At 70.1% G+C, this 14,101-nt stretch carries 12 protein-coding genes; 6 read left to right on the forward strand and 6 right to left on the reverse strand.

The features are described from left to right. Window positions 1-44: 44 nt before the first annotated feature. The gene (locus AABA78_RS13815; RefSeq protein WP_338263473.1) at window positions 45-3,008 is read right to left on the reverse strand and encodes a CBM96 family carbohydrate-binding protein; all 2,964 of its coding nucleotides are present in this window, start codon (window positions 3,006-3,008) and stop codon (window positions 45-47) included. Window positions 3,009-3,266: 258 nt separating this feature from the next. Between AABA78_RS13815 and AABA78_RS13820 the strand changes: the two genes are divergently transcribed. After that, window positions 3,267-4,469 (forward strand): C39 family peptidase, encoded by a 1,203-nt coding sequence (locus AABA78_RS13820; RefSeq protein WP_338263474.1) that lies wholly within the window; start codon window positions 3,267-3,269, stop codon window positions 4,467-4,469. 56 nt (window positions 4,470-4,525) lie between these two features. Here AABA78_RS13820 and AABA78_RS13825 read toward each other — a convergent pair whose 3' ends face one another. After that, window positions 4,526-6,004, reverse strand: coding sequence for an FAD-dependent monooxygenase (locus AABA78_RS13825; protein ID WP_338263475.1), 1,479 nt, complete (start codon window positions 6,002-6,004; stop codon window positions 4,526-4,528). 395 nt (window positions 6,005-6,399) lie between these two features. On the opposite strand from AABA78_RS13825, the gene AABA78_RS13830 reads away from it, so the two are divergent. Both AABA78_RS13830 and AABA78_RS13835 read left to right on the forward strand, forming a co-directional pair. After that, window positions 6,400-6,702 (forward strand): FHA domain-containing protein, encoded by a 303-nt coding sequence (locus AABA78_RS13830; protein WP_338263476.1) that lies wholly within the window; start codon window positions 6,400-6,402, stop codon window positions 6,700-6,702. Between the two features lie 174 nt (window positions 6,703-6,876). Continuing rightward, complete coding sequence (locus tag AABA78_RS13835) at window positions 6,877-7,281, forward strand: spore germination protein GerW family protein (protein ID WP_338263477.1); 405 nt, start codon at window positions 6,877-6,879, stop codon at window positions 7,279-7,281. A gap of 102 nt (window positions 7,282-7,383) precedes the next feature. Here AABA78_RS13835 and AABA78_RS13840 read toward each other — a convergent pair whose 3' ends face one another. Then, the gene (locus tag AABA78_RS13840) at window positions 7,384-9,426 is read right to left on the reverse strand and encodes an endo-1,3-alpha-glucanase family glycosylhydrolase (protein WP_338263478.1); all 2,043 of its coding nucleotides are present in this window, start codon (window positions 9,424-9,426) and stop codon (window positions 7,384-7,386) included. 250 nt (window positions 9,427-9,676) lie between these two features. Between AABA78_RS13840 and AABA78_RS13845 the strand changes: the two genes are divergently transcribed. After that, window positions 9,677-10,015 carry a putative quinol monooxygenase gene (locus AABA78_RS13845; protein ID WP_338263479.1) on the forward strand — a complete coding sequence of 113 codons (339 nt, stop codon included), beginning with the start codon at window positions 9,677-9,679 and terminating at the stop codon, window positions 10,013-10,015. 28 nt (window positions 10,016-10,043) lie between these two features. Here the strand turns inward: AABA78_RS13845 and AABA78_RS13850 are convergent, their stop codons facing one another. Continuing rightward, window positions 10,044-10,673, reverse strand: coding sequence for a TetR/AcrR family transcriptional regulator (locus AABA78_RS13850; RefSeq protein ID WP_338263480.1), 630 nt, complete (start codon window positions 10,671-10,673; stop codon window positions 10,044-10,046). 121 nt (window positions 10,674-10,794) lie between these two features. On the opposite strand from AABA78_RS13850, the gene AABA78_RS13855 reads away from it, so the two are divergent. Continuing rightward, a complete protein-coding gene (locus AABA78_RS13855) occupies window positions 10,795-11,385 on the forward strand; it encodes a DUF2867 domain-containing protein (protein ID WP_338263481.1) in 591 nt (196 codons plus the stop codon). 45 nt (window positions 11,386-11,430) lie between these two features. Continuing rightward, window positions 11,431-11,943, forward strand: coding sequence for a peptidase inhibitor family I36 protein (locus AABA78_RS13860; protein ID WP_338263482.1), 513 nt, complete (start codon window positions 11,431-11,433; stop codon window positions 11,941-11,943). Between the two features lie 39 nt (window positions 11,944-11,982). On the opposite strand, the gene AABA78_RS13865 is transcribed toward AABA78_RS13860, so the two are convergent. Further along, the gene (locus AABA78_RS13865; protein ID WP_338263484.1) at window positions 11,983-12,957 is read right to left on the reverse strand and encodes a hypothetical protein; all 975 of its coding nucleotides are present in this window, start codon (window positions 12,955-12,957) and stop codon (window positions 11,983-11,985) included. 73 nt (window positions 12,958-13,030) lie between these two features. Beyond that, complete coding sequence (locus AABA78_RS13870) at window positions 13,031-14,026, reverse strand: hypothetical protein (RefSeq protein WP_338263486.1); 996 nt, start codon at window positions 14,024-14,026, stop codon at window positions 13,031-13,033. Window positions 14,027-14,101 lie beyond the last annotated feature (75 nt).

The raw sequence follows: 14,101 nt of genomic DNA on the forward strand, positions 1-14,101 counted from the left end.
CCCGGGGCCCCCGCTCGGATGCGGGAGCCCCGAGGCGCGGGGGCCTACTTGCGCAGCTTGAACAGCAGCACGTCGGAGCGCCGGGACTGCGGCGTGTACCAGGTGCCGTCCATCTCGAGCGCCTCCCTCAGGGTGCCCGCCACCACGACGCCGTCCGGGGAGGCCGCGAGGTGGAACTCATGCCCGGACGTGAGCCCCAGCACGCGGACCCACCGGGACTCCAGCCCGGGACCGAAGGCCGCCAGCGTGGGCCGGGGCAGCTCATCCTGCTGCCAACCGACGTCGCCCAGCCCGACGAGGTTCCCCGCGCCGTCCTGGGTCGTCACGATGTTCCCGGCCCCGTCCACCACCATGTCCGTGAACCCGGAGTGCGCGAACTGACGGAGGGACACGTCCCCACCCGCCCCGGTGAGCACGCCCACGAGCGCATCCCGGGCACCTTCGTATTCCTCCGGCTCGCGGCTGACGTACTGCTGGCCTGCGAACGACAGGTACCCGTTGAAGTTCCCGGTGAAGGCGATGCGTTGGTCGGGCAGCACGCCCACGGAGGTCACCTCGCCGTAGCGCGCGCTCATCACCCGCGCCCAGCCGAAGTCGCCCCCGACGCCGTACCGGGCGACGAAGCCTCCGCGCTCCGCGACGGTGCCGCCACCGAAGTCGGTGTTGTTGCCCGCCTGTCCGCCCACGATGACGCCCTCGCTGGCGTCCACTGCGACGCTGTTCGCCCGCGTGCCCACCAGGGACGTCCCGGCCAGCACGCGCGACCAGAGGGGCGCGCCGTCCCACTGGAGCTTCAGCACGTAGGAGTTCGGGTATTCGTCGTCGTACGGAAACGCCTTGCCCGAGTACACCGGCCCGTTGCCGAAGTCCGTGTAGCCCCAGAACGTGCCGACGACCACCGCGCTGCCGTGCGCGTCCGTGGCCAGGTCGAGCACGTCCATCGGGTTGTCGTAGTAGTGCTCCGGGTCGCTCGGGTCACCGAACCAGGCCCGGAAGCCGCGCGTCCAGTCCACCGTGCCGTCAGGCTTGAGCTTCATCACCACCATGCCGGAGCCCTGGGGCAGCGGCCCCTTGCCCAGGTCCGGTGCCCCGTCGTAGCTGCCGGCGACCAGCACGTTGCCCACCGTGGTCACCACCACCTTCTCCAACCGCACCCCCGCCTGCGGGAAGGAGCGCGTCCACGCGACGGTGCCATCCGCCCGGTGCAGGGTGACGGTGTGGCCCGACGTGGCGGGCGGGGTCCCCGTGCCGTAGAGCCGGGTGACGACCGCGAACCCGCCATCCGGCGCGGGCGCCACGTGCTGGGGGGCCTCCGCCCGCGCGCCTCCGTCCTGACGCACCCAGGCCGTGGTCCCCGACGGCTTCGTGCCCCGGTACGAGCAGAACGGGTCGCTCTCATACGTGATGACCAGCCGGGGCGCGCCCCCGATGATCTGGCGCTCTTCCGCGTCCGTGGAGACGAAGCCCACGCTGTTGGTGCTGTCCGGCAGCAGCGCGAACGCGTACGTCCCGGAGGCCGTCACGGTGTTCGTCACGTCCAGCTCCACCCAAGCATCCCGCGCGACGGCCCCCAGGTCCACCAGCGGCTCGCCCAGTGGCGCCGGGCGGTGGTTCCAGTCCGTCGTCGCCCCGTCGAACGTCGACGCCCGGTAGAGCCGGGGCCCGTTGCCCGTGCCGTCAATGGCATACAGGCGTAGCGCCACCCGCTGGATGCGCTCCGGCCGCAGCTGGACATCGAAGCGGAGGAAGGCCTCCGCGCGGGGATCCGCGTCCACCCGCAGCGAGGCGTGGTGCTGGAACTTCGAGTCCGGCGCATCCGCCGCGGCGTAGGTGTCATGCAGCGCGCTGACGGGGACCTCGACGTACTCCGTGCGGGTCAGGCACGCGTCCGTCGGGGCCGCCTTCGCCGCGCCCGTCCAGACGAGCAGCCGGGGACGCAGCGACGCATCCGCGCTCTCCCGCGAGTAGAACGTCACGCCGTCGCTGGAGGTCGGGTACAGCCCGAACGTCACGTCCCCGTTGCCACGCACCAGGTCCGTCACGTCGTAGTCCACCCAGCTCCCCGTCGCGAGCCCCTGCGCGTCCTCCACCGGGCTGCCCGTGCGGGCCGGCCGCGAGTTCCATGTGACGCTGGCCTCGCTCCACGGCAGCCCCGTCAGCGCGTACACGGTCGGGCCGTCATCCGACCCCGAGCTCACGTACAGGCGCAGCACCGCGCGCTGCACGGCCTCCGTCAGCCCCTGCACCGGGAAGCGCAGATAGGCCTCCTGCATGGGGGCGCTGTCCACCTTGAACGTCGTGGCGCCGCCCTGGGCCGTGTCCGGGCGCTCCGCGTCGACGAACGTGTCCCCGCTCGCGCTGAAGGAGACCGGCGCGCCGGAGAGCGTGAGCGGCGCGGGAGGGGGCGGCGGGTTGTCCGTGGCGGACTCCACGGTGAGGACGAGCTGCGGCTTGTACTCGAAGGACTCGCTTGAGCCGAACGTGAGGCTGTCCGTGCCCTTCGCCGAGAGGAGGAGGTCGACGCTGTAGTAGCGGCTGGGGATGTACATGCCCGATACGTCGAGCTCCACCCAGGTCCCGCTCCTCACGGGCCCCTCGCTCGAGGTGAGCCAGGCGTCGCTCCAGTCCGGCCGGGTGTTCCACGTCACGCTTTCGTCCCAGATGTGCACGCCCGGCGAGTTGTGCACGGCGACACCCTGGGCCGCGTTGTTCATCGCGAACAGGCGCAGCCTCGCGGACGTCACCGTCCCGGGAACGGGGAGCTCGGCCCCGGAGAAGCGCAGGTACGTCAGCGCCTCGGGGGTCCGTGAGACCTTCAAGGTGGAGGAAGCGCCGAAGCTCGTGTTCGGGGACGCGGCCTCCACATGGGCGTCCTCCGTGGGCGTCAGGACGACCGTTCGCGTCGTGAGCGCCGCGCGCTCCTTGCTGACGGTCTCCGCCCCGGGTTCAGGTGAACCTTCCTCCACTGTCAGTGGCGCGCCGCACCCGCTCAGGGTCGCGAGCGCCACACCTATTCCCCACAACATCCCTGCGACTGTCATTCGTCTCACGCTGACGCTCCCTCTGGGACCACGAGAGGAAGGCATGAGCAACAGATGAGCCAGACATCGGGCCGTGGCCGCTCCCGCCAGGAGGGCAAGCAACAGGGCGGCCTTCTTTTCCCCCAGGCGGAGATGTTCAATGTCATCCATTCGTCCAGGTCCGCAGGGGGGCATCCTCCTCGGGAGCTGCTGTCGTGGTCCGCCCTCGCATCCCCGGGAGCCTCCATGACGCAGTCCAGGACGGCCGTACTCGCGCTGATCATCACCCTCGCGCTCGCCCCTTCAGTGGCCACGGCGGGCCAGAGCGCCTCCACCCGCTGGGCGGCGAGCCGGGGTGACTTCCTCACCTGGCAGCTCAGCGGCGTGGGTCGCGCGGCGGATGGCTCGCTCCAGCTGCTTCCGGGGCAGTCCTGGTCCGGCACCGACCCCTACGGGCCGGGCGGCTACTACGGCGGCACCTATTACAACGGCGGCTCCTTCTTCCAGGGCGAGGCCACGAGCCCCATCGTCTCCAGCGCGTTCGGCTTCCGTGAAGCCATCGCCTCCTGGGAGGCCACCACGCCCACGGGCACCTGGGTGGAGACGCTCGTGCGCGTGCAGGTGGGCGGCGCCTGGACGAAGTGGTTCAGCCTGGGTGTCTGGGCTTCGGACGCCTCCACGGTGCAGCGCCACTCGGCGGACTCGCAGGCAGACACCGTGGCGAGGGTCTCCATCGACACGCTCATCGTCACCGCGAAGAAGAGCGCCGCGACCGCGTGGCAGGTGAGGACGCGGCTGTTCAGCGCGAACGGCGTGGCCACGCCCGTGCTGCACGCCAGCGCGCTCACCACCTCCACCTCGCCGGAGACGCGGCCCACCGTGCCCGCGGGCAACCCGGCCCGCTGGAACCAGGTGCTCGCGGTGCCGCGGTGCTCGCAGATGGTCTACCCGGACGGCGGCGAGGTCTGGTGCAGCCCCACGTCCACGGCGATGGTGCTCCAGTACTGGACGGCGGACACGCGGGGCTGCGAGGCGAATGTGCGCGCGGCCGTCGCGGGGGTGCATGACTGGTATTACGGCGGTCACGGCAACTGGCCCTTCAACACCGCGTACGCGGCGGGCCAGGGCCTCCAGGCGCACGTGGCGCGCTTCACGAGCTTCGCGCAATTGGAGCCGTGGCTCTCCGCGGGAGTGCCCGTCATCCTCAGCGTCGCATGGGGCAAGGGTGAACTGACCGGCGCGCCCATCCCCTCCACCGCGGGCCACCTCATCGTGCTCGCGGGCTTCGACGCGGTGGGCAACCCCGTGGTGAACGACCCGGCGGCCGCCAGTGACACCGCCGTGCGGCGCACCTACTACCGTTCGGAGCTGGAGCCGTTGTGGCTCTCGCGCTCCGGGGGCACCGCCTACCTCGTCTACCCCCGGGACTGGCCGGTGCCCGCGCTGTAGGAACCCTCATGGTGGAGCAGGCCCATGGTCTGCTCCGCCATCGCCGAGCGCCTGCGTTACGCCGCGGCAGGCGGCCCGAACCAGCGGGCCAGGGCCTCACGCAGCCCCTGGTCCGTGCCCTCTCCAACCCACGCGACGTGTCCGTCCGGTCGGACCAGCACCGCGGCGGGCGCGGTGACCCCTCCGAGGGCCGGGAGCTCCCACTCCCCCGTGTAGCGAGCAGCGACCCTCCGAACCCGGTCCGCCCAGGGGGTGACATCAAGGATGCCGGGCTCGCCCAGGTCGAGCAGCACCGGTCGCGCGTCGTGCAACAGGTGGAACACGCGCCGCGGGCCGTCGGCGGTGACCAGGTCGAGGTCCGGCATGCGGCGCCCGAGCAGCGGGTGTCCGTTGCCGAGGTCGTAGTGGATGTCCAGCCCCGACATCATCGCCGCGTACTGCTTGCGGGGCCCGTCCATCCGCAGCAACTCCGTCAGCGTCTCGCGCACGGCGTCCATTCGCGCGTCACCGCGGCTCAGCGCGGTCTGCGCCATGGTCTTGCGCAGCGCACGGGCCGCGACGGGGTGCCGCTCGGCCTGGTACGTGTCGAGCAGGCTCTCCGGCGAGACGCCGCGCACGACCTGGGCCAGCTTCCACCCCAGGTTCACGGCATCCTGCACGCCGAGGTTGAGCCCCTGTCCGCCCATCGGCGAGTGCACGTGGGCCGCGTCGCCGGCCAGGAGCACCCGCCGGTCGCGGTAGGACGCCGCCTGCCGCGTCATGTCGGTGAACCGCGAGAGGTACGTGGCGCCGCGCAGGCCATGGTCCGTCCCGTAGAGCGCGATGAGCCCCTCGCGCAGGGTCTCGAGGGTCGGCGCGTCGCCCGTGACGACGCGCTCCTCCCTGAGCACGACGCCCACGCGGCCGTCCTCCATCGGGCCCATGGCGTAGGTGCCCTTCTCGTCCCGGCGGATGCCGAACGTCGGCGCTCCGGTCATCTCGACCTCGGCGATGAGGTAGCTGACCGACGCGTCCCACCCCGGGAACTCGATGCCCGCCGCCTTGCGGACGAGGCTGCGGCCCCCATCGCACCCGACGAGGTACTTCGCGCGCAGTGCACGGCCGTCGGACAGCTCCACGTCGACGCCGGTGTCGTCCTGCGCGAAGCCCGTCACCTCGCATCCACGGTAGCTGGGCACCGCCAGCTCGCCCACCCACTCCGCCAGGATGCGCTCGAAGCGCTCCTGCAAGAGCGCGAGCCCATGGTTGTGACGCGTCGGGAAGTCGCTGAGGTCCAGCGGCGTCTGCCCGAACGAGACGTTCTGGACCGCTTGCCCTTGCGAGGTGAAGCGCTCGACGACCCCGCGCTGAGCGAGCACCTCCAGGCTGCGCGCGTGCAGGCCGCGCGAGCGTGAACCGGCGACCTCCTGACTGGCGCGCCGCTCGACGATGGCCACGTCCACCCGCGCCAATGCCAGCTCCGCCGCCAGCATCAGCCCGGTCGGGCCCCCTCCGGCAATCACCACCGCGTGCTGCGTCATCCTGTCCGCGTGCATTTGTCTGCCTCCCGCGTCTGGCCTCGAAACGGGCGACGGTGGACCACGAACGGGGGGGCTTGCGGCAACACCCGGGGTCTGGCATTTGCTGGCAGTGGAGAGGACGGAGAGGGCTGCCGTGGCACCTCCAGCGGCCCGTCGCGGACGCAGCTGAAATCCGCGGACGCGCCAGTGTCGACTCGCGCTCCAACATCCACGCCGTCAGCAGCGGCTGACGCGTCGTATGTCTCACGTCCTGCACGGCTCTACTCACGACCTCGAGGGGACGTACACCTCCTACGCAACCGACGAGTTCGTCGGGTGGCGACACCCGAAGGTTTCTCCGTCAAGCATGACGCCGCGCATCCATCTGTTCGTTCGACCGCATCGTCGTCTGGCTCGATATCCTGCCCACCATGCCCCAGGCTCCGAAGTACGTCGCGCTGACCCTTGTCACGGCGGCAGGACAGGAGATTCCCGTCACGGGGACCTCCTTCACCATTGGCCGGCAGTTCGACTGTCATTACCGGCCTGACTCCGTGCAGATCTCGCGTCGGCACACCCTGTTGATCCACGAACCGGAGGGTTGGTTCGCGGAGGACATGGGCTCCGCCATGGGGACCTTCCACAACCAGCGTCCCCTCACCGACCGCCAGCGACTCGCCGATGGCGACGAGCTCATGGTCGCGGACGTCAAGCTTCGGATCCGGCTCCGCTAGCGTCTCCCATCGCATGGGACTGGACGGACCCTGCGAATCCGGGCAACGGCGGAGTTCTGGAGCGCCTGCTCCCCGTGTCCCCTTGCGGCCCGCCGGCCTGCCCATCCGGGCCTCATGCCGCACCGTGTCCACCTCTCGTTGAGAGGACATCGACATCCCATCTGGGAGGACGGCATGGACGTCAATGAGGTCATCGACCGGGCCCGCGACAGCATCACCGTGAGGCGCGTCTACGGAGAGGCCATCCAGCAGGACGGAATCACCGTGATTCCCGCGGCCCTGGTGGCCGGCGGAGGCGGCGGAGGCGGCGGCGAGGGGCCGGCGGCGCTCCAGCAGGCCGCAGGGGAGGGTGAAGCCGTGAAGGGCAGCGGCTCAGGCAGTGGCTTCGGTCTGAAAGCCAGGCCCGCGGGCGCCTTCGTCATCCGCGAGGGCAAGGTCACCTGGGTTGCCGCCGTGGACGTCAATCGCATCATCCGGGGCGCCCAGTTGCTCGCGGGCACGGCGATCCTCCTGAGCGGCCTCCACCGCCTGCTGAGCGCACGCCGTTCCGCCCGCCTCCTGCGGCACGCCTGGCGCTGAGTTCGCCGGATCCAGAACGGGGGCCCGCCCATCATCATGCGACCTTGGGCTCGGGCCTGGCGTCTGGTTCGAGCTCGACGCCAGGCAATGACAGCCTCCGGGTCAGCGCTTCAGCCACATCGGCTCGCCGGGGCACAGCCGGCAGCGGGCCTCACCGTTGGCACAGGAGTCCGCGCAGGACGGGAGCGCCGCGCGGGCCGAGCTTCCGGCGCGGTACAGCAGGTCCTGGTACGCGATGGAGCCCACGACGGGGTGCATGCTCTGGAATTGCACCACGGTGGCCCCCGAGCGCTTCAGCCGGAAGGTCGGCGTCCCCACCGCCAACGCGGTCCGGATGGCCTGCACGCCGCCCGCCGTCTTGTCCTCGCCGTAGGTCGTCGTGCCCTGCGTGATTTCAAGCCGGCCCGCCGACGTGAGGAAGCCCACCAGCTCCACGTCATTCGTCGCCGGGCAGCCTGCCTTGCACACCGCGAGGTCCGCTGACGCCTGGGTCGTGGGCACGAGGGACTGACGGTGGATGCGGTGGTTGTAATACAGCACGTCGCGCTCGATGGTCGGCCGCGTGCCTGTCTTGAACCACTGGATGTAATACGCAGTCATGTCGTACGCGGGCCACTGCTTCCCCGTCGACGGCCGGATGTTGTGGTGCTCGTGCTGGTCGTTCCAGGTGATGATCTGGACCTCGTCCATGCCGTCGGCAATCACGTTCTCCCAGATGGAGCGGAGCGTCAGCGAGTTGCGCGCCTCCCAGAAGGCCTTGTCCTTGGGCCGGTAGTCCTGGCTGCTCATCGGGTGCATCCACGACTTCCCGTACCCGGCCGCCTTCGTCTTCAGGCTCCCGGAGTACCCCGCCGTCGTCACCGGGACGGCCGTCCCCCAGCCCGCGTAGGCATCCCCCACGCTCCGGTACTCCTCGAAGAGCGCCGTGCTCCCCGTGCCCAGGAAGACGGGCACCAGGTACAGGTTCATGCCCAGCTCCGCCGCCGCGCGCTGCTTCACGGTGGCGTAGAACGCCGCCGTCCGGCCCTGCGCGGGAGGGTTGAACAGGCCAACGACATACTTCCCATCCGGCCGCCGCAGGAGCGCCGCGTAGCCCTTCAGCTGGTCCAGGATGCGAATCATCCGGTCCTGGTCCCCCGCCTGGCTCCCCGTGCTCAGGATCGTCATGTCGAAGTTGGGGATGATGTCGAAGTTGCCGGCCTGCGAGGCCGCGTCGGCAATCGTCTTCGCCCGCGTCCACACCGCGCCGTTGTTCACGTCGCTGTCGGTCCACAGGTTCAGATAGAAGCCGTCGATGCCAATCCTCGCCGCGAGCTCGATTTCGTCCCTCGCGTCGCGAAGCCGCCAGTCCGTCTCCGTGCGGGGCAGTCTCGGGAGCGGCCGCTCGCGCATCATGCCGCCGTAGGCCGCGTGGATTCCGCCCTCGCCATTCACCGCGATGTAGTTGCGCTCGTAGTAGTCGTTGGACGTCGGGTTGGTGTTGTCCATTGACACCGGGTAGTAGTGCCAGTGCGCATACACCCGCTTCGCCGAGCTCCGGAGCGTGGCGCGCGGCACCGCGGTGAACGCCCACTCACACGGGCCACAGTCCGGCCCGCAGTCGACGCCCGTCTCGGTGCCGTTGCGCACCCGGTCCGAGCAGGTCGCGGCGGGCGTCACGCTCAGCGGGACGCTGTACTGGTTGTCGCTCTCGTTGGTCTCCGCCGGCAGGCGGTTGATGTCATCCACATGCGCGAGGAGCGTGTGGGCTCCCGCCGTGGCCGGCGCGGTCCATACCTTCGTCCCCGCGGGGCCGGAGTTGGCGGTGAGCGTGACGCTGGCCCCCGGCGCGAGGGAGCTGGTGTGCGTGTCCGACCACGACACCTGCGTGCCGTCCACCCAGAAGGAGAGGCCGTGGATGGTGCCCGTGGGCGTCGCGACGTTCCCCGCGTTCTTGATGGTGGCGTTGAAGGTGACGGCACCGCTCGGGGCCACCGTGGTCGGGCTCATACCCGTCACGACGAGGTTGTAGCCGTCCACGAGCGCATCCTGCCGCGAAGCCAGGGGCTCCTGGAGCGGATCCCCGCCACAGCCCATCCACGCCGCCAGCAGCCCAAGGGACAGGACCTTCCATGCGCTCTTCGAGTCGTGAATCGCCGGTTGCATCCAGAAGCTCCGTTCAATTTTCCGCCGCTGCTATCGCGTCAGCGCGAGCTGGTTGACGCGTTCCAAGGGCGGGCCGGCTCCATTGTCGCTGTGGCGCTGAAAGGGTTGCTTCGGGAAGCACCCGGCGCGACCGCCAACCTTCATGCATCGCGGGCTGCGTTGATCAGGGACCGCGCCTGGCCGAGCTTCATGGGAACCCGAATCGCACTCAGGGACCCCATGCCGCCTGGAGGCTGGGTATCCTCAGCGGATGACCCTCCTGGTGCAGTGTGAGTTTCGGGTGCAGCGGCCTGACCTTGAGTCGGAGTTCATCCGGCTCGCCCGGGCGTTGGCTTCCGCCGCCGCGGACGAGCCGGGGACGTTGCGTTACCAGTGGTTTGTCGCGCAGCGGCCGGGGCACTACTCGATCCTCGAGGAGTACGTCGACGCGGACGCGGCCGAAACGCACAACGGCAATGTGGGAGCGCTGCTCGTCGAACTTTTTTCCGTGGCCGAGCTGGTGTCGGTGTCGTTCTACGGCGAGCTCAACAAGTACTTGCGCGACTGGAGCACCGGTCGGGACGGAGTCTCGGTCCACGTGCCGTTGTGACTCCAGCCTTCGAATGGAGCCAGCGCTCTCACGCGGGGATCAGCGTCCGGGCGACATGCTGGATGTAATCCGCGCGAGGGCGGCTCGCGCTCAGCGTCTTCGGGTTGGCGATGGCGAGGTGCAGGAGCCCCACGTACGTGGAATAGGCCTGCAAGGCCCAGTTGCGCGCCTCGCGGGCCGGCAGCCCGAGTGCACGGTACAGCTTCACCAGATAGTCGAGGCGCCGCTGCGACACCCGCGCGAGGACCGGCTGGATGCGCGGGTCCGAGGCGGCGCCCGCGACGATGGCGACCTCAATCCTCCCATGCGGGCCCAGGTCGAACGTCAGCGCCAGCAGCTGGTGCAGCCGCTGCCTCGGGTCCGGCAGGGTCTCCAGCCGCTGGATGAACTCCGTGGTCGCCAACTGCTCCCAGCGCGCGAGCGCGGCCTGGAGCACGTCCGCACGGTCCTTGAAGTGCCAGTAGAAGCCGCCCTTCGTCACGCCCAGGCCGCGGGACAGCCGCTCCACGGACAGGGCCTCCACGCCCTCCGCGAGGCTCCAGAGGGCGGCGTCCGCCCAGTCTTCCGCTGACAGGCCCGGGCCCCGGTGCCGCTTGCGGATGTCCTCGATGCTCCGGAAGGGCGAAGGCTCCGGTGGGCGGGCAGTAGTGCGTCTCATCGTCGAGCGCAGTCTGGCGGACCCCCTCCCGGAGGTCCAGGGCGCATTCCCGGCGGGTCGGGAGATACGGTGCCGTATCGGTATACGGTACCGTATCCGATGACACGAATGGGGGCTGTGCATGCGGGTGACGACAGGGACGTGGCTGATGCTCGTGGGAGGGATTCACAGCGCCATCGGCCTGGTGCTCTTCCAGTCCCGCACCGCCTCCGCGCTGCCGGAGGTGCTGCGGCCCTTCGCGCAAGGTGCGGACCACGTGGACGTGAAGACGGTGGAGTCAGAAGCCACACTGCGCGAGTTCCTCGCGGCGCTCCTGTCGTACCAGCCCGCGTGGATGACGGCCCTGTACGGCGTGCGCGCAGTCTTCGTCCGGTTGCTCGGGATGCGCCAGCACGGGGTGCCCCGGCCACAGCACCTGCGCCCGGAGGACATCCCCATGACTCCGGGTGGCGCGGCCTTGTTCTTCACCGTGCGCCACGCGGAGGAGGAACACGTCTGGGTGGTGTCCGCGAAGGACCAGCACCTGGACGCCACCCTCGCCGTGGTGGTGGAGCCGCGGCCGGGCGGTGGACCCCGGCGGCGCTTCCACGTCGTCACGCTGGTGCACTATCGGAACTGGGCCGGGCCCGTGTACTTCAACGTCATCCGGCCCTTCCACCACCTCGTCGTCGGGGGCATGGCGCGCCGTGCGGCGCGCGCGCAGGAGGGGTGATCTGGAAGTTTTCTATGGCAATGGACTCAATGCGTTCATCACGAAATGGATGCACTTCTCTTCCAAGCCTCTCCGTTCGTCGCCTCGGTGCAGTGCTCTAGCATTGCGCGGCAGCGCACGTTCATCTGGATGGGAGACATTGCAATGAATTGGGATGCGTTCCGGCAGCAGCATGGCAGCCTCAAGCGGTCCGCCCTTTTGGGGCTGGGCGCCGCAATGACACTGGGACTCTCCGCGGCGGCGCTGCTGACGCCCACGGAGGCGGCGGCCGAGGAAGAGAATCCGTGTCCCTTCTCCGGGGTCCTGTGCTTGTTCGACGGCCCGGACTTCACCGGTGAGGTGTGGAATGTCATGGCCTGGCCGCCCGGCGGCGCGGGGACCTGCGTGAACCTTCCAGAGCACGGCTGGGAGGACCGGGCCGTTTCCGCCATCAACAACGGACCCTACACCGCATCGCTGTTCCTCAATGAGGACTGCGTTGGCGGCCCCTATCCCATTGGCCCTGGCGAGTGGGTGAGTCCCCTGAACTTCGCGCCCAGGAGCGTCTGGGTCTACTGAGCAGGGGCCCTGGAGGCCGACGCTCTCGGCCTCCGGGGCTCAATTCCTTGCGCCGCGGCCGCGCCAGAGCCGCAGCGTGGCGAGGAGTCCCAGCACCGTCAGGCCCCCTCCGGCCTGCGTGCAGCCGCCCTTGGAGGGGCTGCTGATGGGATCCGCGTCCGGGGTGCCTCCGTCCTCCCCGGTGCCTCCATCCGGCGTGCCCGCGTCCACGGACTGCGTGGCGCAGGTCAGCTCGAAGTCCACGCTCAGCGGCGGCAGCGTGATGTCCGCGTGCTCCAGCGTTCCTCTGAGTGTGGCTTGATGGCGTCCGGGCGTGAGGCCCAGGCCGGGCGGTGACGGGTTGCCCGGCGTGCAGACCGTGTAGAGGAACAGCAGCGGCCGGTTGTACTCGTAGCGGTGGCTCTCGTAGTTGTCCGCGCCCGCCGACGTCAGCCCGTGGTGGTTGCTGAAGGACCAGGGCTGGCCGTCCACCTCCACCGTCCAGTGCACCCAGGGCAGGAAGGGCACCAGCTCCGCTGACGGGGTGAAGCGCAGCGTGGTGAAGTCGCCCTCCTGCGTGCTCCCGCAATTGGAGTCCCCGTACACCGGGAACGTCCCCCGGCTCGGCGTGTCCACGCTCAGCGTGCCCAGGGTCGTGGGCAGCGGCCGCTCGGGGCCCGTGGTGAAGGTCGCGGATTGCGTCTGCGTCTCCTGGTGCTGGCAGAGGCCCTTTGCCTCGATGCGGTACTGCGTGCCCGGCACGAGCGGCGCCTTGGGGACCAGGACCTGAGTGTTGCGGCTGCCATCCGCCAACGTGAAGGGCACCGGCGTGCCATCCGACTGGAGCAGCCGGAGGGTGGAGACATCCGTGCTCTCCAGCAGCGGTGGCCTCACCACCAGCCCGGGGACGTTCGCGGGTACGGGGCCGCCGTCCTCGGGGAGCGGGAAGCGAACGTCGATGAGGCAATTGGGCGCGGCGCAGGCCTCCGCCGAAGGGGGCGTGAACACCCCCAACCCCAGGAGGAAGGTCCCCACCGCGCCCCATGTCCAAGCGTGTCCGTGCATATGCCTCATCAGACACCGGAGCCCGGCGAAGTGGGACATTGGCTCAGGAACGGCGTCGCCAGAGCCGGAGCGTGGCCAGGAGCCCGAACGCCGCGAGCCCTCCGCCCGCCTGCGAGCACCCCTTGGCCTTCAGCGGAGGGCCGTCGTCCGGGGTGGGGTCGGGGAGGGGGTCTTCCTGGCCGCCGTCGCCGCCAAAGTGGGGGCAGTACACCTCGAAGGCGACCTCCAGCGCGGGCAGCGCCATCCCCGCCTGTTCGAGCACCGGGCGCAGCGTGGCCGTGTGCCTGCCTTCGGAGACGCCCCTGGCCGAGGCGGGCATCCCGGGGGGCTCCTGGTCACAGAGCGTATAGACGGTCAGCAGGTCCCGCATCGCCCTGAACCCATCCGCGGGGATGACGCCGCCGCTGGCGTCCACCGCGCCGTGCGGGGCCGTGGCCCACGTCTGTCCATCCACCTCCAGCGTCCAGTGCACCCACGGGAGGAACGGCACCAACCCGGGGGCGGGAGTGAACTCCAGCGTCGTCCGGCCGCCAAAGTAGTTCGCCGCGCACGACGCGCCGCCGTCCCAGACCTTGATGCTTCCGGCCTGACTGGTTCCCTTTTCCAGCACGCCGGTCGCCGTGGGCAGCGCGACTTCCGGGCCCGCGGTGAAGTCCGCCATCGCGGCGAACGGCTGCCCCGTGTGGCCGTCGGAGCAGGGGATGGTCCCCTCCAGGTGGTAGTGCGTCCCGGGGACGAGCGGGGCGGTCGGGACGAGGACGCCGCTGCTCCCAGGTCCCTTGAGGAGACGTGCCTCCACGTCCACGCCTTCCTTCGTGCGCAAGCGCAGGGTCTGCTCCTCCACCCACTCTTCGGCAGGCGGCACGACCACCAGCGCGGGCACGTTCGCCGGGACGACCGCGTCCGGGGGCAGGGGAACGCGGCTGCCCTCCACGGTGCACAGGGGGCCCTCGCAGGCCTCCGCTGAAGGGGGCTTCGCCAGGCCAAAGCCTCCCAGGAACACGCCAATTGTCAGGGCCGTCCATCCGTGTGTCTTCATGGGCCTTGAGACACGCGGGCCCGGCGGGTTGGGACATGACGCTTTCGCGGCGAAGCAGGTCCGGGGTGGACCGCG

Source organism: Corallococcus caeni (genome assembly GCF_036245865.1).
Taxonomy (GTDB): domain Bacteria; phylum Myxococcota; class Myxococcia; order Myxococcales; family Myxococcaceae; genus Corallococcus; species Corallococcus caeni.

Bases quoted from the DNA above. Each gene is read 5' to 3' on its own strand.
- AABA78_RS13820 (WP_338263474.1), top strand. From the start codon at position 3,267: ATGACGCAGTCCAGGACGGCCGTACTCGCGCTGATCATCACCCTCGCG.
- AABA78_RS13825 (WP_338263475.1), bottom strand. From the start codon at position 6,004: ATGCACGCGGACAGGATGACGCAGCACGCGGTGGTGATTGCCGGAGGG.
- AABA78_RS13830 (WP_338263476.1), top strand. From the start codon at position 6,400: ATGCCCCAGGCTCCGAAGTACGTCGCGCTGACCCTTGTCACGGCGGCA.
- AABA78_RS13835 (WP_338263477.1), top strand. From the start codon at position 6,877: ATGGACGTCAATGAGGTCATCGACCGGGCCCGCGACAGCATCACCGTG.
- AABA78_RS13840 (WP_338263478.1), bottom strand. From the start codon at position 9,426: ATGCAACCGGCGATTCACGACTCGAAGAGCGCATGGAAGGTCCTGTCC.
- AABA78_RS13845 (WP_338263479.1), top strand. From the start codon at position 9,677: ATGACCCTCCTGGTGCAGTGTGAGTTTCGGGTGCAGCGGCCTGACCTT.
- AABA78_RS13850 (WP_338263480.1), bottom strand. From the start codon at position 10,673: ATGAGACGCACTACTGCCCGCCCACCGGAGCCTTCGCCCTTCCGGAGC.
- AABA78_RS13855 (WP_338263481.1), top strand. From the start codon at position 10,795: ATGCGGGTGACGACAGGGACGTGGCTGATGCTCGTGGGAGGGATTCAC.
- AABA78_RS13860 (WP_338263482.1), top strand. From the start codon at position 11,431: ATGGATGCACTTCTCTTCCAAGCCTCTCCGTTCGTCGCCTCGGTGCAG.
- AABA78_RS13870 (WP_338263486.1), bottom strand. From the start codon at position 14,026: ATGAAGACACACGGATGGACGGCCCTGACAATTGGCGTGTTCCTGGGA.